This window comes from Pseudomonas sp. FG35 (genome assembly GCF_057809295.1).
This window is the reverse complement of record NZ_JBMDJR010000001.1, coordinates 122,932-148,003: the sequence shown is the minus strand read 5'-3', so window position 1 is coordinate 148,003 and position 25,072 is coordinate 122,932. Positions and strand designations below refer to the sequence as shown.

Annotated in this window: 21 protein-coding genes; all 21 read right to left on the bottom strand. The window is 60.1% G+C overall.

Going from position 1 to position 25,072, the window contains the following annotated elements; translation table 11 throughout:
• Positions 1-6: 6 nt before the first annotated feature.
• The 21 genes from ACODTD_RS00585 to ACODTD_RS00485 all read right to left on the bottom strand — a co-directional run bounded on the left by ACODTD_RS00585 (position 7) and on the right by ACODTD_RS00485 (position 25,023).
• Positions 7-678 carry a methionine ABC transporter permease gene (locus ACODTD_RS00585; RefSeq protein WP_489104293.1) on the bottom strand — a complete coding sequence of 224 codons (672 nt, stop codon included), beginning with the start codon at positions 676-678 and terminating at the stop codon, positions 7-9.
• Positions 675-1,475: a methionine ABC transporter ATP-binding protein gene (locus ACODTD_RS00580; RefSeq protein WP_201818085.1), complete on the bottom strand. Its 801-nt coding sequence runs from the start codon at positions 1,473-1,475 to the stop codon at positions 675-677. The genes ACODTD_RS00585 and ACODTD_RS00580 overlap by 4 nt, the downstream gene beginning before the upstream one ends.
• On the bottom strand, positions 1,472-2,281 hold the full coding sequence (locus tag ACODTD_RS00575) for a MetQ/NlpA family ABC transporter substrate-binding protein (protein WP_201818083.1): 810 nt from the start codon (positions 2,279-2,281) through the stop codon (positions 1,472-1,474). Before ACODTD_RS00575 ends, ACODTD_RS00580 begins: the two co-directional genes overlap by 4 nt.
• Before the next feature lie 27 nt (positions 2,282-2,308).
• A complete protein-coding gene (locus ACODTD_RS00570; protein ID WP_011333759.1) occupies positions 2,309-3,361 on the bottom strand; it encodes an isopenicillin N synthase family dioxygenase in 1,053 nt (350 codons plus the stop codon).
• 239 nt (positions 3,362-3,600) lie between these two features.
• On the bottom strand, positions 3,601-3,996 hold the full coding sequence (locus ACODTD_RS00565; protein WP_489104292.1) for a hypothetical protein: 396 nt from the start codon (positions 3,994-3,996) through the stop codon (positions 3,601-3,603).
• 130 nt (positions 3,997-4,126) lie between these two features.
• The gene (locus tag ACODTD_RS00560) at positions 4,127-4,390 is read right to left on the bottom strand and encodes a PAAR domain-containing protein (RefSeq protein WP_096821618.1); all 264 of its coding nucleotides are present in this window, start codon (positions 4,388-4,390) and stop codon (positions 4,127-4,129) included.
• Between the two features lie 86 nt (positions 4,391-4,476).
• The gene (locus ACODTD_RS00555; protein ID WP_011333756.1) at positions 4,477-4,917 is read right to left on the bottom strand and encodes a hypothetical protein; all 441 of its coding nucleotides are present in this window, start codon (positions 4,915-4,917) and stop codon (positions 4,477-4,479) included.
• Between the two features lie 8 nt (positions 4,918-4,925).
• On the bottom strand, positions 4,926-9,647 hold the full coding sequence (locus tag ACODTD_RS00550) for an RHS repeat-associated core domain-containing protein (protein WP_489104291.1): 4,722 nt from the start codon (positions 9,645-9,647) through the stop codon (positions 4,926-4,928).
• Positions 9,644-12,550: a type VI secretion system Vgr family protein gene (locus ACODTD_RS00545; protein WP_489104290.1), complete on the bottom strand. Its 2,907-nt coding sequence runs from the start codon at positions 12,548-12,550 to the stop codon at positions 9,644-9,646. The genes ACODTD_RS00550 and ACODTD_RS00545 overlap by 4 nt, the downstream gene beginning before the upstream one ends.
• 127 nt (positions 12,551-12,677) lie before the next feature.
• Complete coding sequence (locus ACODTD_RS00540) at positions 12,678-13,193, bottom strand: Hcp family type VI secretion system effector (protein ID WP_011333753.1); 516 nt, start codon at positions 13,191-13,193, stop codon at positions 12,678-12,680.
• 321 nt (positions 13,194-13,514) lie between these two features.
• Positions 13,515-14,429 (bottom strand): catechol 1,2-dioxygenase, encoded by a 915-nt coding sequence (gene catA, locus ACODTD_RS00535; protein WP_011333752.1) that lies wholly within the window; start codon positions 14,427-14,429, stop codon positions 13,515-13,517.
• 35 nt (positions 14,430-14,464) lie between these two features.
• Positions 14,465-14,755: a muconolactone Delta-isomerase gene (gene catC, locus ACODTD_RS00530; RefSeq protein ID WP_011333751.1), complete on the bottom strand. Its 291-nt coding sequence runs from the start codon at positions 14,753-14,755 to the stop codon at positions 14,465-14,467.
• 17 nt (positions 14,756-14,772) lie between these two features.
• Positions 14,773-15,894, bottom strand: coding sequence for a muconate cycloisomerase family protein (locus tag ACODTD_RS00525; RefSeq protein ID WP_489104289.1), 1,122 nt, complete (start codon positions 15,892-15,894; stop codon positions 14,773-14,775).
• A 22-nt stretch (positions 15,895-15,916) separates the two neighbouring features.
• Positions 15,917-16,678, bottom strand: a complete 762-nt coding sequence (locus tag ACODTD_RS00520; protein ID WP_489104288.1) for a 1,6-dihydroxycyclohexa-2,4-diene-1-carboxylate dehydrogenase — start codon at positions 16,676-16,678, stop codon at positions 15,917-15,919.
• A gap of 27 nt (positions 16,679-16,705) precedes the next feature.
• A complete protein-coding gene (gene benC / locus ACODTD_RS00515; RefSeq protein WP_489104287.1) occupies positions 16,706-17,713 on the bottom strand; it encodes a benzoate 1,2-dioxygenase electron transfer component BenC in 1,008 nt (335 codons plus the stop codon).
• 46 nt (positions 17,714-17,759) lie between these two features.
• The gene (gene benB / locus ACODTD_RS00510) at positions 17,760-18,248 is read right to left on the bottom strand and encodes a benzoate 1,2-dioxygenase small subunit (RefSeq protein WP_011333747.1); all 489 of its coding nucleotides are present in this window, start codon (positions 18,246-18,248) and stop codon (positions 17,760-17,762) included.
• Positions 18,245-19,603: a benzoate 1,2-dioxygenase large subunit gene (gene benA, locus ACODTD_RS00505; protein WP_201820133.1), complete on the bottom strand. Its 1,359-nt coding sequence runs from the start codon at positions 19,601-19,603 to the stop codon at positions 18,245-18,247. The genes benB and benA overlap by 4 nt, the downstream gene beginning before the upstream one ends.
• A 141-nt stretch (positions 19,604-19,744) precedes the next feature.
• Positions 19,745-20,701, bottom strand: a complete 957-nt coding sequence (locus tag ACODTD_RS00500) for an AraC family transcriptional regulator (RefSeq protein ID WP_285355204.1) — start codon at positions 20,699-20,701, stop codon at positions 19,745-19,747.
• 142 nt (positions 20,702-20,843) lie between these two features.
• Positions 20,844-21,395: a hypothetical protein gene (locus tag ACODTD_RS00495; protein ID WP_236676669.1), complete on the bottom strand. Its 552-nt coding sequence runs from the start codon at positions 21,393-21,395 to the stop codon at positions 20,844-20,846.
• 15 nt (positions 21,396-21,410) lie between these two features.
• Positions 21,411-23,537, bottom strand: coding sequence for a TonB-dependent receptor family protein (locus ACODTD_RS00490; RefSeq protein WP_011333743.1), 2,127 nt, complete (start codon positions 23,535-23,537; stop codon positions 21,411-21,413).
• A gap of 97 nt (positions 23,538-23,634) precedes the next feature.
• On the bottom strand, positions 23,635-25,023 hold the full coding sequence (locus ACODTD_RS00485; RefSeq protein WP_201820138.1) for an aminotransferase-like domain-containing protein: 1,389 nt from the start codon (positions 25,021-25,023) through the stop codon (positions 23,635-23,637).
• Positions 25,024-25,072: the final 49 nt, after the last annotated feature.

The window sequence follows — 25,072 nt, the reverse complement described above, 5'->3', positions numbered from 1 at the left end:
AATTCCTTAACGTCGATGAGCCAGCGAACGCACCAGTCGATCGCCCAGGCTTTGCACACCCTGGACGAGGATGACCAACACCACGACGGTGGCGACCATCACTTCATTGTTGAACCGTTGATAGCCGTAGCGGATCGCCAGATCGCCGAGTCCGCCGCCACCGATGACCCCGGCCATGGAAGAAAAGCCGATCAGCATCACCAGCGTCAGGGTGATGCCCGCCAGCAAGGCCGGCAGCGCTTCGGGCAACAACACTTTGAAAATCACATGGCGGATGTCACCGCCCATGGCGAGGATCGCTTCGATCCGGCCCTTTTCGACTTCGTCCAAAGCGTTCTCGACGATCCGCGCAAAAAACGGAAAGGCGCCGATGGTGATCGGCACCACGGCGGCGGTGCTGCCCAGGGTGGTGCCGACCACCAGCCGGGTCAGCGGGATCAGGGCAATCAGCATCACCACGAACGGCAGCGAACGCCCCAGATTGATGATCGCGCCCAAGGCTTGATTGAGCCTCGGCAACGGGTACAGGCCCTGACGCCGACTGATGAACAGCAACACCCCCAGCGGCAAACCGATCAGCAAGGTGAACAGCCCGGCGAGCAGCACCATGTACAGGGTTTCGCCGGTGGCGTTGAGCACCAGTTGCAGGATTTCATTCCGGTCGATCACGCGGTTCATGAGTGGGCCGCCCGTACGCCGTATTGCCGCAGAAAACTCAGGCCGGGCGCGTCATGCCCCAGCGGCAAGCCGCAACTGGGGCGCAGTGAAGCACCGAGGGCGGACTGCGGATCGGCGAGCAATCGGGCCACCGGTCCCGCCTCCACCAGTTTTCCATTGGCCATGGACGCGGCGTGATCGCAGATCGACTTGACCACGTCCAGTTCGTGGGTGATCAGCACGATGGTCAAACCGAGCTGGCGGTTGATGTCGCGCAACAGTTCCAGAATCGACGCGGTGGTTTCCGGGTCGAGGGCGCTGGTGGCTTCGTCCGACAGCAGATACGCCGGCCGCGCCGCCAAGGCCCGGGCGATCCCGACCCGCTGCTTCTGCCCGCCGGACAGTTGCGATGGAAAGGCTTCAGCCTTGTCGCCCAGCCCCACCAGATCCAGCAGTTCCCGAACCCGTTCATGGCGCTGTAGCTTGGCAACCTTGGCGATTTCCAGCGGCACCGCGACGTTGTCGAACACGTTGCGCGAATGCAGCAGGTTGAAGCCCTGAAAGATCATGCCGATGCGCTGACGCTGGCGGCGCAACTCACGGTCGGACAGCGCCGTGAGGTCTTCGCCGTCCAGCAGAATCCGCCCGGCATCCGGGCGTTCGAGCAGATTGAGGCAACGCAGCAACGTTGATTTACCCGCGCCGCTGCGCCCGAGAATCCCGTAGATCGCGCCATCGGGAATGCTCAACGACACCTGATCCAGCGCCGGGATCGACGCTGACGGATAGGTCTTGCTCAACTGCTCGACGACGATCATGGCTTGGCATCCGCCACCGGGATCACCGAACCCTTGAAGTTCTCGGCGATGTATTTGGCGACTTGCGGCGAGGTCAGGTCCTTGGCCAGTTGCTGAATGCGCGGATCATTTTTCAGTTTCGGCGTGGTCACCAGAATGTTGGCGTACGGGTTGTGCTCGGCCTTCTCCAGCCCCAGCGCATCCTTGGCCGGCACCAGCCCGGCTTCCAGCGCGTAGTTGCCGTTGATCACCGCCAGGTCCACGTCATCCAGCGCACGGGGCAGTTGCGGCGATTCGATTTCGAGGATCTTCAGCTGTTTCGGGTTTTCGGCGATGTCCTTGGGCGTCGCCTGATCGGCCGCCGGGTCATTGAAGCCAGGCTTGAGTTTGATCAGGCCGTTGTCCTGCAACAGGTACAGCGCACGGCTCAGGTTGGTGACGTTGTTCGGCACGGCGACCGTACCTTTGTCTGGCACCTGGGCGAAGGTTTTGTGGCGATGGGAATAGATGCCCAGCGGTTCGATGTGCACCGTGGCGGCCACCGCGAGTTTTTCGCCAAGGGCCTTTTCCTGGGATTGCAGGTACGGCAGATGCTGGAAGTAGTTGGCGTCCACATCGCCGTGCACTAAAAGTTCGTTGGAGTTCACGCCCTGCGGGATTTCGATCACCTTGAGGTTGAGCTGCGGATCGAGTTTCTGGATGTACGCCAGGATCTGCGCGTGTGGCACCGGGTCCGCTGCAACGCGCAATGGTTCGAGCGCCTGGGCACTGAACGAAGTCACCAGCGCGCCGAGGACGGCCAGGGTCAAGCCTGCTTTTTTCAACATGGAAAGAGTCCTTCTGCGAGTGATGGATCAGGCGTTGGCGGTCTTGCGCAGCGGTGTGCTGGTATTCGACGCATCGGCATAAAAACGCTGCGCGACATCGGGATGGGAGCGCAGTCGGCCCTTCAGGTAATTCCAGCCGACATCGCGAAACAGCGGATTGAGCGGATCACTCGCCGGGCCACGCGCCTCACGCAACAGCGCCGTCGGCAAGGGGTACAGCGGCACTACCGCATCCAGTTGCGCGCCGAGGAAAAACGCGATGGACAATCGCTCGCTGCCCACCGGTGGCGACACCACCCGATGCACCGTGGCGCGCAGATAACCGTTGGTGGCCAGCTCCAGCAGCTCGCCGATGTTCACCACCAGCGTATTGTCCCGAGGCAGCGCATCGATCCAGCGCCCCTCTTCGATCTCCACTTGCAGCCCGGCCTGCTGGTCTTGCAGCAGGAAGCTGAGAAAACCCGAATCCTTGTGCGCACCGACGCCCTGATTGCTCGCGGTCGAGGCTTGCCCCGGATAGCGCATCAGCTTGATGTGTTCGTTGGGTTTGTCGCCGTACAACCGGTCGAAAGCGTCTTCCGGCAAGGACAGCGCCTGAGCGAATGCGCGCAGCAGGCGCAGCGACATTTGGGTCATCGCCTGCTGCCAGTCGAGCAACAGCGGCTTGAGTTGCGGCAACGCTCCGGGCCATTGATTCGGCCCTTGCAGCCGCGCCCATAACGGACTGTCAGCGTTCAACGGCAAGACGTCGCGCTCGGCGCCCAGATCGAATTGCTCACGCTGATCGGGCTGGCCACGGGTGATCTCGGAAGCGGCGCGGTTGTAGCCGCGAAAGTGCGGCGAATTGATCATGCCGACGGCGTTTTTCTCGCTGTCGGGCAAGGCGAAGAACTGGCGTGCGTAGTCCTGCACTTGCTCGAGCAGGCCGGCGTCGATGCCATGGCCGGTCAGGTAGAAAAAACCCACATCGCGGGCAGCATGGCGCAGGTCATCAAGAAAGGCCTGGCGTTGCGACGGCGTGCCGTCGAGCAGGGACAGGTCGAGGATGGGTAATGCGGTGATCTTTGAGGTGTGCGGCATGATTCACTCCCGTGTGAATCAAACCTGAAGAGTCCGTGATCGATTCAGCGCGTGCCGTCATGGCAATCGGGAGGTCTATCGGTTTGATGCTTTTGATTCGTCTATGAAACAAAACTAAACGATATTAAAAACACCGAACAAATATCTTTTTTGCATTAGCTTAGGTCTGTCCTTCGACGGCGCTCCACTGACCTCAGAACCGACAGCGGCAATCGCGTCGGTCCTGAATCAGCTGACGGCTACAGACCGACGCGCTTCAACCCTTCGCGCATTCCCTGATCCGCCTGTTCGCACCATTGTTTGAGGGTGAGGTTCGGCGGCAGGTTGCTTTCCAGACTCTTGTATTCCCCATCCGTGAACACTTCGCCTTTACGGCCAGACTGTTCGTTCTTGTCGCCGTCACGCTTGTCGAAATCGCCAGGCATGTTGCCCACGAATGCGGCCATCTTGTTGGCGTTCTCGGTGCTGTCCGCTTTCAGAAACCCCTTGTCGACGCAGCTTTTGATCAGGCCTGACATGTTGCGACCGTTGTCGTATATCCCTTTCAAAGTGGCGGCGTCTTGCCCTTCGGCGTGGGCGAGAGTGCAAGTGCCAAAAACTGCGGCCATGGCGAAAATCAAAGAAGCGGTCTTCATATTTATTCCTTTAAATGTTGGAGAGCTTTGAACTCTTGTTTGGGTGAAGCAGGTTTTGGTTGAAGCATGTTTTGTTCAAACAACGCGCCGAAAAGGCCGCGTCATGGAGACGGCAATTACAAATATCGATTTAGCTGACAACGGCCCCTTTGGGCCCGCTGGCAATGAGCGCCGCGCCACACGCGGTTTTCATGCCGTCGAGCGCGATCGGCACGCCATCGACGGTGTAGGTGCTGCTGCCCTCGGCAATCGGAAAAATCCCTTTGCACAACGGGCAACTGACCTTGTGACCGACCCCGGCAATCGGCTTGCCGTTGAGATCGGTCCGGGAGAAGGCTTCGAGGACTTTGCCACCGTGGGTGGTGGAGTCGCCGAGGCGGATTGCGTCTTTCATGTTGTCTCTCCTTTGACCTGACTTCTGGCATGCCAAATGGCGCCGTGGAATCCATCAAACGTGAAAACGGCGGGCCTTGAGTCGTATCAGGGGAAGTAGCTATCGATCTCGGGATACTCATCCAGGAACTCATCACTTCGAATAAAGGCGTCAAGATCCGGGGACTTCTTCGCAGCCGCGACAATCGCCTTGATCTTCTCTGCGTTGTCCGAGTTCACGACACGACCGATCAGAATAAGAGGCCATTCCTTGCCACTTGCCTGTCTTTGCAACGTTGAGAAGTTCACCGCAAGCCTTTCAGCAAAAACGCCCGCTTCAGCATGATCAAGAACACCCACCACGCGCTCTTGCACACCGTAGTCGTCTTCATCGCAAAAGGTCGACAGTAGTACATCAATGGTTTTTGCATCGAGTTCGTCGCGGACACTGCTCACGAGCGCCGAGAACTCACGAGCATCTTCCGGGTTCTCGTAGCGATCCAATGAAACCAGTTTATCTCGCCACATTTTGAACGCTTGATCATTCATGGTTTCTCTCACTTATCCAGAAATTTACGGCACTTGGCATACGCCAGCATTTCTTGCATTGCTTCATTGTACTTTCTGGGTTGTCCGACCTGAGTGGCTACACGGCGCACATCTCTGATCTCCATCGCCATTGCACCTCTCATGTCTCCCACTTCGATTTTTGACTGAACCTGAGCTCGATAGGCTTTTCCGGGATTACCCTGGTGGCCGTGACTCATTGTTTGGCTATGGTCATAGGGCTCCATTTGTATTGCTGGCCCCTGGCTTCTCTTAATCGGACTGGTGCTGTCTGCCGGCATATGATGCGACTCGATCCCCGAGGCCGTGGTGCCTCCGTAAGATCCACCTCTGAATGGCCCGGTTCCTTCAGGGTTGCCTTTCTTCAGATCGGCACACGGACATCTTGCCAAGCCTAGCGGGTCAATCCAGCCCAGTGGACTCGGCGCATATACAAAGAGGTTCAACCCACCGTCATAACCGATGGGATCTTTGCTGATGAAGCGTCCAATCAACGGGTCGTAATAACGATAACGATTGTAATGCAGCCCCGTTTCATGATCGTGATATTGCCCCTGGAGGCGAATCGGGTTGCCAATACCCTGTTGCTGCGCCATTGGCGAACGCTGCTCAGACACGCTCCCCCATGCCTTGTACTGAGCGCTCCAGGCTATTTCGCCATTCTGGTCGGTCAACTCCAGAGGCGTCCCCATTCGGTCGCATTGATACCAACTCAACACGTCGATTGGCAGTGCCACAGGTACGTGGTTCCACAGCGGGTCGTCCTCCAATTGATACTCGCCGCTGAAGTCAGGCTGCCCCATCAGAATGATTGGCTGGTGTCGCAAAGCTTGCGCAACCGGAATGTAAGTACCCGGCTCATAGATGTAATGCACCGTGCGTCCGGGATCACCATCCAGCAGAGCCGGACTGCTCTCCCAGGCCAGCGTATCGCCGTCCCAGCCATACAATGTGAAACCACAACCCGACTCTCGCTGCTTGCGGACAAACTCATTGTCGTTCCACTGTGATCCGGCTTCAGGCCGTCGCTTGAAATGCGCAGTCGAGTTCTTGTAAAGGCGGCGTCCCAATACATCGTAGGCATACTCGACTTCCAGTCGGGCATCATCAAAGTGAACCAAACGGTCGAACAAATCCCAGCGCATTCTGGCGATACTGCCGTTGTGCCAACGCTGTATCAGATTGCCTCGATCATCGTATTCATAGTGGGTACCCGAGTACTCGCGCAGCAGGTTGTCCACCCGCTTGCTACGCATCGGGTCCTGATCCAGAGGTCGGCGCATCTGTTCAACCGGCTCATCAAGCAAGTTACCGGCAGGATCAAAGGCGAAAGTTTCCACACCCTGTCGACTCGCCGCCTTGATCAGGCGCCCCACCGGATCGTACTGATACGTCAGCGGCCCGCGTCGCGTGTCGTTGAGAAGGATCAGTTGGCCCGCAGGATCATATTGATATTCACGCTTGAGCAACGTGCGCTTGTCATCGCTACGACCCAACAATTGCTCCTGCAACTGCCCAGCCGGGTCCCACTTCTGCGTCTGCAATAAATGGTTGCCCTGATGACGGGCGATTTCGCGATGCAGATCATCACGCTCCCAGGCCAGCAACTCGTGGTCATCCACTTTCAATCCCAGCAAGTGCCCGCTGCCGTAGGTCATCCAACTGACTCTTTGGCCATCCGGACGCACAGTCGCTACTCGCTGATTCAGGGCATCGTATTCATGTTGCCAGACTGCGATCCGAGGCTGCTCCAGACTCAGATAATGCTGATGTTCACGCAGCAGGTTGCCCGCCGGATCGTGGAACCACTGCAAGCGACTGTGATCATTTTCAGCCAGTGTCATATTGCCGTTGCCATCGTAGGCAAATGTTTCACTTTGTACCTGTTCGCCCAGACTCGCACGGCGCTCTATCAGACGGCCCATCAGGTCGAATTGGAAAGCCACTCGCCGCTCGCCATCAAGCTTGCTGCTCAAACGACCTGATTCAGTGTCGTACTGGTAGCGCGTAATATGGCCGTCGAAACCTGTTTCCTCCAATAACCGCCCCATCGGATCGTAGTGAAAATGGGCGCTACGCTCATTTTCGTTCTCCAAAGCGGTCAAACGACCGAGACGGTCCCAGCGATAGCGCAACGTTTGCTCAGCCGCATCCACTCGCTCGGCGATAAGGCCGGCGGCGCTGTAGTTCCAGGTGGTGCAGCGGTTCAGGCCGTCGACATGGGCCAACAGTCGCCCTTCGGCATCGCGACTGAAACGCTCCTCAGACTTGTCCGGATGCCTGATCAACACCAGTTGACCTGCCACATACTCATACTCGGTGCTTTGCCCTGCCGCATCGGTAAAGCAAATCAACTGACCCAGGCCGTTGTACTCCCAGGTACTGGTTTTGCCGGAACAATCGGTGTACCCGGTCAACTGACCGGCATCGTTGTATTCGAATTTCTTCTCTGCTCCGTTAGCATCCTTGACGGTCTCCGGATAACCGGCAGATGTGTAGGTGTACTCCGTCTTGTTACCCAGAGGATCGACAGCTTCCACAAGATTGCCGCTGTCGTCATAAACTCTGGTCCACTGTCCGCCCTCTGCATCACTAACCTTGATCAGTTGGTCCAGATCATCGTATGCGTAATGCATTACGGTGTTATCGGCACGGATGTGTTCGAGAAGATTGCCACGCTCGTCGTAGCTGAACCGATCAACGCTTCCATCGGTGTGGACATGTCGCACGACATTTTTGGCCTCATCGCGGAACAACCACTCCGAACGCTCATCCGGATGACGGATACGGTACGTGTAGCCAAGAATGTCGTAGTAGTGCCAGGTCTCATTGCCGTGAGCGTCAGTGACGTAGGTCAGACGAATGTTTTCGTCCCACTCAAGTCGAGTATCGAAGCTTCCATCATCCGCCCATTCACGAATCGCTTTGGCATCGGAGCCGTCCCCCTGCCATTGCAAATTCATGCCCCGCCCGGTCCGGTCGGTGTATCGCGTGATCAGATGGCTGCGAAATTCATAATTCCAGGCATAACCGTTTTCATCCCGTGCCTGAACCAGATCGCCCAACGCATCATAGTGATAGGCACACAGTTGGCGCTGAGGAATGCCATCGGCGATCTCCCACAAACCTGTCAGACGTCCGTGGTCATCGATCAGTGTTCCGAGTTGTAGATGAACCTTTGTAACGTCCCCCTGATAGGTGAGCAGGTCAGAGAGCACCGGCTCATCACCATGCATGTGCTCATAGTGCAGCATGATTCCAGCACCGCTGCGCAGCTCGATGCCGGCGAGCAGAAAGCGTGCCCCACGACGCACGTAGGTCTCCTTTCGCTCGACGCCGCGGCACAGCAGCAATTGATTTTCACCTGAGCGAATCAGAGTCAGGTTTTCAATCGGGTCATGATGGGCTTCGCCGACTTTGGGCAACGCAAACTCATGACTTCGGCCATCGGCCGCATGAAAGACCAACCCGTCATCCACATAATCGAAACAAGTGGTGAACTCGTTGATCCAGCGAGCACCCAGGCTGCCTTTGTCGTAGGCCTCCAGATTCGAGTAATAAGTACGGTTCCAGACGACGGGAAACGGGCCCGGCAAACGGAAATCCGTGTGGGTGATGGTTTCCGTGCCGCGTGCAAAGCTGATGTTTCTTTTCGTGCCTGTCGGGACGCGATTCTTGCAATCACTGGCATCAGAACGGGCTCGAGCCTGGCTTTGCTGCAACTCCAGTTGGCCTTTGCCGGCGCGTTGTTCTGCCTTGCTCGTGGCCCCCGGTTTGACACTGGCGGCCTGACCATGAGAGCGACGTTTGCGCCAAGTTACTACAGAGCCCGCCAACATCTGCAACAGCCAGCCGATGGAATGCTGAACGCCCGGGTCACCAAGCTTTTTCATCTGGGATTGCAGCTCCACCCCCAGCGTGCGAAGCATCGATGTGTTGCTCAGTACCAGAGCCTTGGCTTTCTCCGGCAGCAAGTTCTTGGCGGCACTGTTGGCAACGCCTTTGCCTGCAGCCTTGTAGGCACTGAAAGCGGCACCGAAAATGTTGCTGATAGCCGCCTTGGGGTCATGCAACAACTGACCGCGCGCCGCCGTGATTTTCGAACCGGCCGCATTGAGGTCTCCCTTCGCATCGAGCTTGCCGTTGACCACCTTTTCCAGGCCCTTGGCGATCTCGTTCACCGCGCTTTGACCCAGTTTTCCAGCGTCGTCGAGAATGCCCGCCAGTTTGGGTTGTGCCTGTTTGACGAAGTCATCGATGGTGCCGACGATGGTCGCGTTCAGATGCCCGATCAACACTTCAATCAGAGAGTCCCCCAGCAGCATCTTGGCGCTGTTACGCAGTTCCTGACGCACCAGCCCCAGGGTCGGGCGTAGTGTCATGCGCGCAGAAGCCATGGTCGGTGGCGCAGGCAATACACCAATCAGGTTGATACCCAGGCTGACCCAATCCAGCACTTGACGCTGTTTGCTTTTGGCCAGGGTGACGATGTCTCCGAGGGCATCAACCAACGCCATGATGTTGCCCACGACAGGAAGAGCACCCGCGACGTTCTTGACCCGATCGAGTGTGACGACACCGCCGCTGATGGACTGCAACCAGGCATCGAATTTGGCAGCGCCGCGTCCGACATCCTGAATATCGATCGTGTTGAGGGGTACCACCGCGACTTGCGGCTCACGCTGTTTCGCACCACCGCCCCCAGTTGTCATGACAGCACCTCACCCGCCAGCAATTCCGGAGTTTTCAAAGAAGGTTTTGGAAGCGTCGGCGCCGGCAGGCTCGGCAACTTGCCCGCCTTGCTCGCCGCCCCGAGAATCCCGGACGCACTCGGCATCGCCGCACTCGCCAGTTTCGGCAGCCCGGCCACCCCGCCCTGCACCACACCTTTCACCTGCTGCGCCGTTTGCATCGCACCTTGCGCGGTCTGCACGGCGCCCATCCCTGTTTTCGCCATGTCCTTGCCCTTCTCCAACATGTCCCAGTTCTTGCTTGGCAGCACCTGCGCCACCATCGCCTGCACCTGGCTCGGAATGTCTTCCGCGCCCGGCGGATTCAACGGCCATTCCGGTTTGCCGATATAGCTGCCTTCGCTCCAGGTATCCGCCGGATCCTTGCCGAACAGCACCCGCGCCGGCCCCGGTGCGGCGCCGGCGACGCTGGCGAAGCCCTTCGCGTCGAGCTTGCCCTTGATGCTTTTGCCCAAGGCATCGATGACTTCGTAATCGCCGTCCTTGATGCCCTGGCGACCGGCGTACTGGTTGAACAATTCGAGGTTGCCCTTGCCCGGTTTCGGCGGCTCCGGGAACACGCCCGCGAGACTCTTGGCACCGGTGTAAGCAAAGTTCGCCGCGTGGGCGGTGTACGGGCCACTGGTGGCGTGGGTGATGCCGCCGGCGTTGTAGGTCGTGGCGCTGCCGCCACCCTGGATCACCAATTCGGTCTTGGCGGTGATGGTGATGCGGTCGGCGTTGGCGGTGATGTTGAGTTTGGCCAGCAGGTTGATGCTGTCCTTCAGCGCCTTGACGTCGATGTCGCCGGACGCCGCCACCAGACGCCACCCCATGCTCTGCACGAACAGGCGCATGCCGCGACTGGCACTGGCCAGCAGGCGTTTGCCGATGGAAAAACTGGTGTGCCCGGTGCTGCTCAGCGCCAGGTGTTCGCCGGTGGCGATGTGGCTGGAGCGCGGTGTGGTCAGGGCGATGCCGGCGGGACTGGCGAGTACCAGATGCGGCTCAGTGAATTCGGGAAATTCATTGGCGGTGAGGTTTGCAGGTCCCGAGCCGAGCACGCCTTGATGCTGCGCGTGCAAGGCCTTGGCCACGTCGTCCTGATCGCCGGCTTCCTGGGCTTGAAGTTCCTTGGCCTGCGTGGCGAAACCGTCCTGTTGATCGCTGGCGGTGGCCAGGCGTTCGGCGGTTTCCGGCAGGTCCTTGTGGTGTTTCGATTCGTTCGGACGCGGTTCGGTGGTAATCAGCAGACCGGCTCCGGCACGCACGGCGCCGTGGCGGTCGGTTCTTAACTCAAAACCTTCGCCGCGTGGCTGCCCGCCTGAAGGACGCGGATGAGTCAGGTAACCAAGGTTGATCGCACTCGCGCCGTGATCGCTGCGCAGCGCGATGCTGATCTCGCTGGTGGTGTCGTCGATGCGCAGTTCGTTGGCGCGGCTGCCCTTGTATTCCTTGCTCTTGACCGTGGCCAGGGTCTTGAAGTCCGGCAATTTGTACGGCGGCAGGTTGGCGCCGTGGTACAGGCAACCGGTGATCAGCGGCTGATCGGGATCGCCTTCGAGGAAGGTGATCAGCACTTCCATGCCGACCCGCGGAATGTTGATCGAGCCAAAGGTCTCGGCGGCCCAGCTGGAGGCCACGCGCATCCAGCAGGAGGTCTTGTCGTCGTGCTGGCCTTCGCGGTCCCAGAAGAACTGCACCTTCACCCGGCCGTATTGGTCGCAGAAGATTTCTTCGCCTTCGGGGCCGGTGACCACGGCGCTTTGCGAACCGAGGACTTTGGGTTTCGGGTGGTCCAGCGGCGGACGGTACGGCACGTCCCACGGGATCGCGTTGAAACGGTTGCGATAGCCCTGATGGAAATCGTCCTTGTGGTCGGTGGTGTCGCTGGTCACCGACTCTTCCAGTACTTGCGGCTGCTTGCCTTCGTGGAAGATTTCGGTGAGCAGCCACAGGTCGTTCCACGTCGGGTTGGCGTGGTCGGTCAGGGCCAGAAAATGTCCGGTAACCAGGATCGGCTGGTCGCTGTTGCCCTCGGCCAGGCGATAGTCGCTGCGATGGCGTTCGAGGTTGCGGTTGGCCAGGTGCTTGCCACGCTCGCGATCCACGAAACGGCCCGGGTAATCGTAGTCTTCCAGATCCGGTTGGGCGCTGCTTTTGGCGTCGCTCTCCAGCTCGATCTTCGGTTTGACGAAGTCATAATCGCGTCGCGTGGTGCGGCTGGTGCGGGTGGCCAGGCGCAGGCCGAAACGCTTGACCACCGGTTGGTCCGCCACCAGCCCGGAGTCCTGCTGATAGGCCACCGGCGCCAGTTTCGGGAACACCGTCTGGTCATCGCCGAAGGTCAGTTTGTGGCCGCTGGACGTGTGCTGGAAGTGGTAGTGAATGCCCTCTTCTTCACACAGGCGCTGGACGAAATGCAGGTCACTTTCGTCGTACTGCGTGCAGTAGATGCGCTCGGGATACGCCGCGCTCAGCTGGAAGTGGTAATCGCTGGCCAGGATGCCGTGTTCTTCCAGCACCTGACTGATGATCTGCTGCACGGTCATCTGCTGGAAGATGCGCTGGTTGAAGCGGTGCGCGAGGTAGGAAAGCTGCGGTCGCAGGGAGATCCTGTAGCGGGTCAGGCGCTTGCCCGCCTCGCCCTGGGCGATGCTGTAGATCAGCCCGTGAATCCCGCTTCCGCTCGGCGACAGCTGCAGAAACGCCAGTTTGTGCAGCAGGCTTTCGAGGTTGATCGAGGCCTTTTCGCTGACCAGTTCCAGCTCGAATTCGAAAGGCGTGTTGAGGGCTTCCCGACCGGTGAACGACAGCACTTGGAAATCGCTGTCCGCGCCATCGATGGTCAGATTGAAATGGGGCTGGTTGGCCGGTGAGAACATTCCCTTGTCCCTCGTGCTGTGCTGCAACCCACGCCAGATTGATAAACCTCTGGCGGCAGTAATCCTTTAAGAACTCAAAGGTTCCGGCCAGTAACGCTGGCCGGAACGGGACAACCATCAGCCGTGATTAAACGACCGGAGCACGCCAGTCATCGGAACCCGAAGTACCGGAGACTTCGTGGGTCCAGGTGATTTTGCGGTAGGTAAAATGCACTTCTTCCAGATGAGTGAAGTGGGCGTTTGCCGGATCCTGGCAGTTGTGCATCTTGTTGTTGATGGCGACGATGATCGCGTCTTCCAGTTTGGTGGTGTAGTAGTGCTCTTGGGTGCCTTGCGCCGAAGTGCGATACCACTGGATAACGATTTCGCTCATGCGCTCGCCGGAGGTCAGAGCGGCTTGCAGCAGTGGCGAAGCCTTGTCGTAGACCTTGGTGATCACGACTGGCTTGTGCACGCGCTGACCGGTTGGCTGACCGGATTGCGGGTCACGCGGAATGATCACATCGTGGGTGAACGCCTGAACCATGACTTGGTCTTCATGACCTTCCTGGTAGGTGTTGCCAACGGAGTCGGCGGTGAACGCGCCGGCAGTGATCAGGCCTTGTTTTTCGCCGGTAACCGACATGTACGCTGGTGTTGCCATGGGGTGTGCTCCTTGCTCAAAAGACAGGACCGGACGGCGTGATTGCCTGTCCAGGTGGCCAAGGAGATATCAAAAGTCGTGCCAGTCATAACAGGCTTATTTCCCATCAAAGACTTACGACGCTTATGTGGGATTCGTTCGATTTTGGCTGTAGGAAACAGCGAAAAAGTGCGCAAGAAGTTGCGCAGTGCTGTGCAACTTTTTGCGCACTTGGCTGTAAGCCACGATATAGAGGGCTTGCCGTGGCTTTCACCGTGATTTTATTACGGGCAACTGCGCAACTTTTTGCGCAGTTCCGCCAATCCGATCAGAGCTCCGAAATCAGACTTCCTGCAACGCCCGTGGCCGCTGACTGCGCTGTTGCGCCGCCGCGTCCGGAGCCTGCTGCAACTGGAAGTCGAACTTCAATTCAGCACGACGTCCCGCTGCATCTTCCAGAAACTCGACCTCCCCGACCAACCCTTCACGGGTCGCGTACGCGAAGTCATCCCACAGATACTTGTCCCCGGACAGATTGATCTGCGTCGTAAGGTGCCGGTGTCCCGGTGCGGAAATGAAGAAGTGAATATGAGCCGGGCGCTGGCCGTGGCGGCCGAGCAGGTCGAGGCATTCCTGGGTCGGGCCCTGCGGGTCGCAGCCATAACCGGAGGGCACGATGCTGCGGGCGCGGTAGCGGCCTTCAGCATCGGTGATGATCCGCCGGCGCAGGTTGTATTCGGACTGGCTCTGGTCGAAGAACGAGTAAGTACCTTTGGTGTTGGCGTGCCACAGGTCGACCGTGGCGCCGGCCAGCGGCTGGCCCTGCGGATCGAACACCTGACCTTCGAGCAACATCAGCGTGGCGACGCCCTCCTCGCTGCCGTCGTCCATCCGGCATTCCCCTTCGTACAGCGGCGCGCCGGCCACGTACAACGGGCCTTCGATGGTGCGCGGCGTGCCGCCGGTCAAGCCGATCTGCGCATCCTTGGCATCCTGCAGCAAGTCGAGAAAATGCTCGAGGCCGAGGCCGGCCACCAGCAGCCCGGCTTCCGAGCAGCCGCCCAGACGGTTGAGGTAATCGACGGCTTTCCAGAATTCGTCTTCGCTGATCTCAAGGTCTTCGATGATCCGGGCGGTGTCCTGCAACACTCGCAGGACGATGGTTTTCAAGCGCGAGCTGCCGCCATCGTTGGCAAAACCGGCGGCTTCTTCGAAGAATTTTTGCAGTTCGGCAGTGTGGGCAATCTTCACGGTCATGGTGTTCACCTCATCTTGTTGTTGTGGGGGCGGGCTCAGCGGTCGTCGGTGTGGATCGACGAGGGATGGCGGCAGAGGCCGTCGATCTCGATGTCCATGTAGGGAAACAGCGGCAGCAGCATCAGGGTGTCGTGCAGCGCTTCGACGCTGGGCACGTCGAACACGCTGTAATTGGCGTAGTGCCCGGCGATGCGCCAGAGGTGGCGCCACTGGCCTTCGCGTTGCAGGCGCTGGGCGAGTTCCTTTTCGTCGGCCTTGAGTTTTGTGGCAACGGCCTGATCCATGTCGGCGGGCAATTTCACGGTCATTTTTACGTGGAACAGCATGGCGTTCTCCTTAGGGGTCAGTGCCGGCGAAAACGCGCCAGACGCTCTTCATCCAGTGTCAGGCCCAGGCCCGGGGTGCGTGGAATGTGCAGGTGAAAGTCGCGGTATTGCGGGCGCTCGGTGACAATGTCTTCGGTGAGCAACAGCGGACCAAACAGCTCGGTGTCCCAGGTCAATTGCCTGAGCGTAAGGAACGCATGGGCCGAGGCCGACGTGCCGACGGAGCCTTCGAGCATGGTGCCGCCGTACAGGGCGATGCCGGCGGCTTCAGCGATTTGCGCGGTGCGCAACACGGCGCGCGGGCCGCCGTTCTTGGCGATCTTCAGGGCGAAGACGCTGGCGGCGCCGTCGGCGGCGAGGCTGAACGCGTCCTCGACGCTTTCGATGGATTCATCGGCCATGATCGGTGCCAGGCTGCGCTGGTTCAGACGAATCTGACCGGAACGATTGACTCGCGAGATCGGCTGCTCGATCAGGTCGATACCGTTGTCGCCGAGCACCCGGCAGCCGCGAATTGCCTGGGACTCGTCCCAATACTGGTTGACGTCGACCCGCACACTGGCACGCTCGCCCAGGGCTTTCTTGATCGCCACCACGTGTTTCAGATCCTGCTCCAGCGGGTTGGCGCCGATCTTCAGTTTGAAGATCCGGTGACGCCGCGCTTCCAGCATTTGTTCGGCCTCGGCGATGTCGCGGGCGGTGTCGCCGCTGGCCAGGGTCCAGGCCACTTCGAGGCTGTCGCGGACCCGACCGCCGAGCAGTTCGCTCACCGGCAGGCCGAGGCGTTTGCCTTGGGCGTCGAGCAAGGCGCTCTCGATGGCGGACTTGGCGAAGGTGTTGCCCTTGGCAATCTTGTCGAGCTTCTGCATGGCGACGTTGATGTTGTCCGCGTCCATGCCGATCAGCGCCGGCGCCAGGTGCGCATCGATGTTGGCCTTGATGCTTTCCGGGCTTTCATAGCCGTAGGCCAGGCCGCCGATGGTGGTGGCTTCGCCGATGCCTTCGACACCGTCGCTGCAACGCAGGCGCAGGATCACCAGCGTCTGGTTCTGCATCGTGTGCATCGCCAGTTTGTGCGGGCGGAGAGTCGGAAGGTCGACGATGATCGCCGACAGGTTTTCAATCAGGATCCGGTTCATTTCAGTGTCCATTCAAGCGTGATCAACCGAGGTCTCCGCCACCGACCGGCAGGGTTACACCAGTGATGTAGGAAGCGTCGTCCGAGGCGAGAAACAGGATCGCGCCGACCTGTTCGTCAATGGTTCCGTAGCGTTTCATCAGGCTGCTATCGAGGGTTTGCGCGACGATTTCCTGATACCAGGCCTGCTCCTGCGCGGATTGTTCGGCGGCGTTGCGCGGGATGCGCCGGGGCGGCGCTTCGGTGCCGCCGGGCGCGGTGGCGTTAACCCGGATCCCGCGCTCGGCATTCTCGAAGGCCAGACAGGCGGTCAGTGCATTGATCCCGCCCTTGGCCGCGCCGTAGGGAACACGGTTCAGGCTGCGGGTCGCAATCGACGACACATTGACGATCGCCCCGCGACCCTGCTTGAGCATGTACGGCAATGCGGCGTGGCAGCACCAAAGCGTCGGGAACAGCGAACGGCGCACTTCGGCCTCGATCTGCTCGACTTCGTAGTGCTCGAACGGCTTGGCCCAAATGGTGCCGCCGACGTTGTTGACCAGCACATCCAGACGCCCGAACGTATCGACGGCGGCGCTCATCACCCGGGCGCAATCGGCGTATTGCTCAAGGTCGGCGGTCAGCGACAGCACGCCCTCGCCTTGCAGTTCGTGAACCAGTCCGGAGCGGTCGACGGCAATGACCTGCGCGCCCTCCTCCAGCAAGCGCTCGCACACCCGGCGACCGATACCCTGCGCCGCGCCGGTGACCAGCGCGACCTTGTTGGCGAATCTGTTGTTCATGACAACCTCGCAATTCAGAAAGAAGACTCAGGCCGCCGCAAATTTCTCGTAGTAGAAGTTCGCCGGCGTGATGCCCTGCTCGCGGATGTACTGGCAGACGGCCTCGACCATCGGCGGCGGACCGCACAGGTACACGTCGACATCGCCTTCGTTGAGGTGGCGCGGTTCGATGTGCTGGGTGACGTAGCCCTTGAGCGGGTGCTCGCTCTGCGGATTGGCCACGCAGGCGCCGAAGCTGAAATTCGGAATGCGCGCAGCGAAGGCTTCGAGGCGGTCGAGTTCTACCAGATCGAAATCGTTGGTCACGCCGTAGATCAGGTGAACCGGATGTTCGCTGCCCTGCTCGGCGATCTTCTCCAGCATCGCCGTGAATGGCGCCAGCCCGGTGCCGCCGGCCAACAACAGCAGCGGCCGCTTGATCTCGCGCAGGTAAAAACTCCCCAATGGCCCGGCGAGATTCAGGCTGTCGCCGGCCTTGGCCAGCCCGGTGAGGAAGCTGCTCATCAGGCCGCCGGGGACATTGCGGATCAGGAAACTGACCTCGCCGTTCTTCTGCAACGAGCTGAAGGAATAGGCGCGCGATTGCTCGCTGCCCGGTACTTGCAGGTTGACGTATTGCCCTGGCAGGAACGCCAGTTTGCTCAGGGATTCACCCTTGAGCGACAGCGCGATGGTGCTTTCGGAGAGCTGCCGGACATCGCTGATCGCCGCTTGATAACTCGCCTGTTCGGTCTTGCACACCTGCGAGCCGACCGGCACCCGCACCACGCAGTCGCTTTCAGCGCGCATCTGGCAGGTCAGCACATAACCCTGGGCCAGTTCGTCGTCACTCAGGGCGTCTTCGATGAAATTGTCGCCCATGGCGTAACGCCCGGCTTCGGCGAAACACTTGCAGGTGCCGCAGGCGCCGTCGCGGCAGTCCAGCGGGATGTTGATACCTTGGCGATACGCCGCGTCGGCAACGGTTTCGTGGCCCGAGGCCTCGATGAAACGGGTGACCCCGTCTTCGAAATTCAGTGCGATCTGGAAACTCATGGTGCACCTCGCTCACAGCGTCGAGCCCGGCTCGGCGCCGTCTCGATCAGATGTGATAGATGTCGATGACCTGACGGACGTAATCGTTCTTCAGCACGACTTTCTTGGCCTTGATCAGCGGCTGTTCGCCGCGCAGGTCGAGGGTGTAGAAGCTGGTGCCGAAATAACTGTCGGTGACCTGATAGCGAAAGCTCAGGGTGTGCCAGTTGAAGCGCACCTGACATTGCCCTTCGCCCTGCTCGACGATCTCGATGTTGCTGAGGTTGTGCGAGGTGCGGGTGTCGGGGATGGTCGCACTGGAGCGCTCGGTCTTGATCCGGAACACCCGGTCTTCGAGACCGCCACGGTTGCCGTACCAGATCAGCGAGATTTCGCTTTGCGGGTCTTCGGTCAGGGTGTCGTGGTCGTCCCAGGCCGGCATCCAGAAACTGGCGTCGGCAGCGTAGAGCTCCAGCCACTGATCCCACTGTCCGTCGTCCAGATAACGTGCTTCGCGGTAGAGAAAATCGCGCACGGTGTCGTAGAGGTTGCTCATTGCACGGCCTCCACGGGGATCAGGTTTTTATCGCTGGCGGTGGCCTTGAGCATGGTTTCCTGCCAGTACTTGTGTTGCAGCACGAACAGGCCTTCGTCCTCGGTGCGCATGCCGGACAGCAAGGGCTTGAGGTCGATTTCCTCGGCCGCCGCGTCTGCGCCTTCGACCCAATGGGTCGCGCCACGGGACATGTCGTTCCAGCCGCGCCCGGCGCCGTAACCGGTCTGGCATGAGCGGAACTCTTCGAGGTCATCCGGGGTGGCCATACCGCTGACGTTGAAGAAGTCTTCGTATTGGCGAATGCGCTTGGCCCGGGCCTCGGCGCTCTCGCCTTTGGGGGCAATGCAATAGATGGTGATCTCGGTCTTGTCGACGGAGATCGGCCGGGCGATGCGGATCTGCGAGCTGAACTGATCCATCAGATACACGTTGGGGTACAGGCACAGGTTGCGCGAGTTCTCGATCATCCAGTCAGCGCGAGCCTGGCCAAAGTCCCGGACCAGTTCATCGCGACGCTCGTAGGCCGGACGGTCCTCGGGGTTGGCCCAGCGGGTCCAGAGCAGCAAGTGGCCGTGGTCGAACGAGTAGAAACCGCCGCCCTTCTTCGCCCAACTGCCGGCGCTCATGGTCTTGATTTCTTCGCCAGCGTCGCGCTGCTGACGCTGGTTCTGAGTGGCGGCGTAGTTCCAGTGCACGGAGCTGACGTGATAGCCATCGGCGCCATTTTCGGCGGTGAGTTTCCAGTTGCCTTCATAGATGTAGGAGCTGGAACCGCGCAGCACTTCCAGGCCTTCAGGGGACTGATCGACGATCATGTCGATGATCTTGGCCGACTCGCCCAGGTGCTCGGCGAGGGATTTCACATCGGCGTTCAGGCTGCCGAACAGAAAGCCGCGATAGGACTCGAAACGCGCGACTTTGGTCAGGTCATGGGAGCCTTCGCAGTTGAAGCCTTCGGGGTAGCCGGCCTCGCTCGGGTCCTTGACCTTGAGCAGTTTGCCGCTGTTGTTGAACGTCCAGCCGTGGAACGGGCAGGTATAGCTGGAGCGGTTGCCGGACTTGTGCCGGCAAAGCATGGCGCCGCGATGGCTGCACGCATTGAGAAAGGCATTGAGTTCACCGGCCTTGTTGCGGGCAATGAACACGGGGTGGCGGCCCATGGTGGTGGTCAGAAAGTCATTGACGTTGGGGATCTGGCTTTCATGGGCGAGGTAGATCCAGTTGCCTTCGAAGATGTGCGCCATCTCCAGTTCGAACAGCCGCGGATCGGTGAACATCTCCCGCTTGCAGCGGTAGGCCCCCTTCTCGGGGTCCTCTTCAAGCATGGCATTGAGGTAGTCGATTCCCAGGGACATGGCCGGGGCCTCCATTGTTATTGTTCAGGCCAGGTCAGATTAGGGAGGCAACGCGGGCGGCAATATCCGAATCCTGCAGAGCGCTATCCGTTTTGTGCAGGACGGCGCAGCAGGTGCTTCAGATTGTTTCGAGGCGGGAATTCAGTGGCGGCGCTTGAAGGTCACGGACGGCAATTCGCCGAACTGCTGGCGATAGCTTTCGGAGAAACGCCCGAGGTGCAGGAAGCCGTAGTCGAGCGCCAGTTCGGTGAGGTTGCGCACCGGGCAGCTCGGGTCGCTGAGACAGGCATGAATGCGCTCCAGCTTGCGCTGGCGGATGTATTGCATCGGGGTCACGCCGAGCTGGCGTTCGAACAGCGCGTACAGTGAACGCGGGCTCATGTTCGCCTGGGCCGCCAGGTGTTCGGCAGGCAGATCCAGCTTCAGGTTGCGCTCTATATAGTCGAGGATCCGCTCGAAACTGACGCTCGGCGAACTCAGGCATTCACGGCTGACGTTGGTGTTCATCAGCGAGATCAGTTTGCTGCCGACGATCTGCGCATAATGCTCCTGCACCCGCAGCAACGGGTCACTGGCTTCGGCTTCCTGGCAGATCATGCCCAGCAGGCTGGTAAAACCTTCCAGTTCGTCGAGCCGGTAATGATTGCGCAGGAACCGGATGCCCCCGGCAGGATGCAGCCAGCGCTGTTCGTCGCACACCGATTCCAGCACGCTGACCGGCACCTTGAGGATGAATTTCTCGCAATCGTCGGAATAGGTCAGGTCGACCGGATCATCCGGGTTGATCAACAGCAATTCGCCCGGCACCAGGTGATGCTCGCGCTTGTGCCCGCGCCACAGGCAGTTGCCTTGCAGCAGGACTTGCAGGTGATACACGGTTTCCAGCGCCAGCGACGTCACGCGAACGCTGCCGCCATAGCTGATGCGGCACAGATCGAGATCGGCGAGTTTGCGGTGGTTGAGGCTGGCTTGCGGGTGGGTGGTTTTGGACAGGCCGATGAAATGCTGGCCGACGTGCTGGTTCACATAGTCGGAGACGGCATACGGGTCAGCGTGGCGAAACACGCTGCTGCGGTCGCTCAGCAGGCGGCTGTCCATGGGCAAGGCACTCGATCTTGTCGTTATGGTGATGGTCACGGTTTGCGCCATCACCGGTCACAGTACGCCGGCGAACAAGATCGGGCAATTGGACGAAGGTTCGGGTGTCCGGTGACCGAACGGTTTCATCGAGCAGATATGTTCAGGCCAATGTATGCCAGTAGAAATGAATGAATTCGTCTTCATATTCGGCGAAAAGCGAGACGATGAAATCTGTTTTCATCGAGTACATCAATAACGCACCGATGAAACCGGAAGGCTCGTGCAGTGGTTGCTTGAGCGGCACGATCAGTTCGACCGCCCGTTCTGCCACCAACTGGTTGAAAACCTCTTCGGAAATCGGTTCAAACTGCGCGCCGCCAACGTATTCCGGGAAGCTGTGATCCCCACCTGGTTGACGTTCGTGCCACTCGGCATTCAGCCACACATTCAAGCCGTTCGTATGATGCGATTTGCTCACGCGGGTGATTCGAATGTACTCCTGACCGCAGGGGACGAGGAAGGCGCTCGATGGATACGTCAGGTAGTAAAGACCGGGACAATCGTTGTGGCAGGGCCAAAAAAGCAGCTGTTGTCGCGTGAGTTGGTCAAAGTCGTTTCTGTCGAACATGGGAACCTTTGGCTGATAAGGGGATGAGCATACATTTGCAGCGCCAAAATGTTTTTCAGGTGGCAGGACAATGCGGCTCTGCAAGGTGAACCCAGCCCCTCAAAGCAGACTCCACGACACCCCGACATACATCGCCATGCCCTCACCCGGTGTGGAGCGTGCGGCGTCCAGTCCTTTATCGTCATAGCCCGGCGTAACTGTAGCGGCGTAGTGTTTGTCGGTCAGGTTGCGCATGTCCAGCCAGGTCTGCCAGTCGCCTTTCGGTGCGTTGTAACCGAGGGTCGCGCCGAAGGTGGCGTAAGGATCGGCGTAATAGCTGTTGGCGTAATCCACTGCGGTTTTCGAGACCAGTTGCGTGTTGACCGCCGCGAAGAACCCCTGCGGGAAGTCGTAGCGCAGTTCGCCCTGGTAGTAATGCATCGGCAGGCCCGGCAAGCGGTTGTCGCCGAAGCGGTCGTCGTCGCGGTAGTGGAAGTCGCTGAAGGTATAGGCCTGGCGCAGGCTCAACTTGCCGCCATCGTTTGCTGACCACAGGTTGCTGAGCAGGCTGGCTTCAATACCTTGGTGCACGGTCGGGCTGGCATTGAGTTCGTATGGCGTTGTGGTGTTGGCGTCCGGCAATACCGAAAGCAATTCGTGGCGCACTTGAGCGTAGTACCAGGCCAGGCTCCACTCGCCCAACGCGCTGTCGCCGCGGCCGCCGAGTTCCAGGGTGGTCGCGGTCTGGTTCTGCAGTTTGACCGGGTCGCGCTGGGTGCCGGTCGCTGCGCCGCTACCGGCCGGGAAGCGTACGTTGGAGCTGTAGATCAGCGACCACGGATGCGGCGCTTCGACCGAACGGCTGAGGTTGCCGAACAGTTGCAGATCCGGCGTCACCTGATAGCGCAGGCCCAGACGGGGCGCGTAGTCCCAGTCGCCGAGGCTGGTCTTGCCACCGCCTTCCGGGTAGGTCACCGCGCTTTCACGGCGAGTGTAGATCGCGGCGAGGCCGGTGGTCAGCCACAGGTCGTCAGCGATTTCCAGGTCGTTGCCCACGTGCAGGACAGAATCCGAACCCTGATAAGTGAAGTTGCGCATGTGGGTGCCCGGCGCATAGCCAGCGGTGTTGCCGGTGGGAATCCGCACCCGTTCGCTGGCACCGTCGTTAGGCAGGTGCTTGGTGACTCGCAGGCCCACGGTGCTGTTGCTCTCCATCCCCCAGAGCGTGTCGCGACGCTTGTAGTCGAACGTGCCGCTGACATCGGTGTACGCCACCTTCAGGCGGTTGGGGCCTTCGCGCAGGTCCATCGGGTAGTCGTGATAAACCAGACCGGTCTGAATGCTCGAATCGTCATCGATGTAGTACGTGGTCTTGTTGCCGATGAAGGTGCTGCCGGGCTGATCGCGGCTGTCGTTGCGCGTCACGTAGGCCGGGTTGGCCGCGCGCGGATCATGCTCGATGGAGTGTTTGGTCACCCGACCGGCGAGGTCATTGTCGGTCTCGCGGTGACGAATGTAGAAGCGGGTTTCCAGATTCGGATTGAAGCGATAACCGAAGTTGGCGATCACGCCCTGGCTCTTGCTCGCGGTGTGATCCTGATAACCGTCGGAATGCGCATCGGTCATCGACAGGTAGTAATCGAAATCGCCCAGCACCTGACCGGAGCTGACTTGTCGCTGGGCATAACCGTGGCTGCCCATGACATAGCGCACATTCAGCAGTGGCGCGTTGTAGCCGGTGTGGCTGACGTAATCGACCGCCCCGCCGAGAGCCAGCGAACCGCGTTCAAATCCGTTGGCACCGCGCAGCACTTCTACATGGTCGAGCCACAGCGGCTCCAGTAATTCGTAAGGCGTACCGCCGGGGCCGGTCAGCGGCAGGCCGTCGAGCATCGTGTACAGCCCCGAAGCGTGGGCGCCGGGGGCACGGTTGATGCCCGAGCCACGGATCGAGATTTTCGTCCCTTCGTTGCCCGCTGACTGGGCATAAACACCGGGCTGATACGCCAATACGTCCTGATTGCTCGCGACCCGGCCCTGCAACGGACGGCGCATATCGACCACGTTGGTGCCGCCGGGCACCTGCGCAAGCCGCGCCTCGGCCTCTTCAACCGACGCATCCTCCCCGCTCCGGTCCTCGGCGCCGATCAGCACCTGCCCCAACTCCAGGCGCTGGCTTTCAGCCAGGGCCGGACAGGCCAGGGCCAGCCCCAGCAAGGCAGTGGGCAGGGTTTTGAACGCGGGCATCGAGAGCACTCCAGACATACGGAAACGGGCAGTGAGAACTGCGACGTATGAAGGGACGAACGGAGCACATGGGGATTTGGGTTTTGCCCGCGAGGACTCAGTAATACCGCCGTGGATCCGAGTCGATGAGGCTCGCCAGTTTGGTCAGGGCGAAGCGCAGTTCTTCCTGGCTGGTCGGCGACATCAGCACCAGCCGCACGCACCGGGTGATCCCTGAGCGCTCCGCCTGGAACTGCGTGCCGCTGAGCACCAGCACACCGTTGGCCCGGGCGAGCATGGTGAATTCGTCGGCGGTCCAGGGTTCGGGCAGCGTCAGCCAGACGTGGTACGAGTACGGTTGGGTCTTGAGTTCGAAGCCGGCGAAGATTTCCTGGGCGATCGCCTGACGGCCGGCGGCCTCGTTGCGCTGGATGCGGATCAGTTTCTTGTCCAGGCCTTCGGTGATCACATTGCTGGCCAGTTGCGCGGTCAGCGGCGACGGCATCCACACGCTGCTGCGCACCATCGAGGTCAGGCGCGACAGCAGTTTCGGCGGACTGTAGAGATAGCCGACGCGCAACGCCGGCATGACCGATTTGGACAAGCTGGTGAGGTACACCGAACGGTCCGGCGCAAACGCCGACAGCGGTTTGATCGACGGATCGGTGGCCAGAAAACCGTAGATGTCATCGTCGAGAATGATGAAGTCGAACTCTTCGGCCAGCGCCGCAATCTGCGCCCGGCGCTTTTGCGACATGATCGACGCCGTCGGGTTCTGACAGGTTGCCACGCACACCAGCATCGCCGGTTTCTCCCGCAGACACAGCTCGCGCAACGCTTCGGGAATGATCCCTTCGTCGTCCATGGCCACGCCACGCAGACGGCGCTCGAGGCCATGGGCCAGGGAAATGATGCCGGGGTAACAAAGCTCTTCGCAGAGCACCAGGTCGCCGGCATTGGTCAGGGCGCTCATCGCGACCATCAGGCCATGCTGGGCGCCGGCGGTGATTACCACTTGCTGCCATTGCGCGTCGGGCAAGGAATGACGCAGCCACTGCGCACCCGCCTCGCGATGGGCCGGGTGACCGCCGTCCGGGGCGTAATCAAGGGCCCGGGCGAAATCCGTGCTTTTGGCCATGCCCACCAGCGCGCCGCGCAGCCAGTACTCCAGCGTCTCGCTGTAGGGCTTGATGATCGACAGATCAAGCAGCTCCGACTGCCCCAGATTCAGCGGCGCGGCGCTGTTGCTCGCCGGCAGCTCCAGTTGGCTCTGGCTCAGCACATACGTCCCGCGCCCCACCTCGCCCTGCACCAGACGCCGCCGATGGGCTTCGCTGTAGGCCCGGCTGATCGTGCCCGGCGTGACATTCAGAGTGGTGGCCAGCTCCCGCAGGGTCGGCAGGCGATCGCCTTCGTTCAACACGCCATTGCTGATATCGCGCGCCAACGCATCGGCAATCGACAAATACATCGGCTGGTTGAACTCGCTTAGCTGGGGAACCCACATGAATGATCACTGCCCATCGTAGAAATGATGAATATCCGAGCATATCACA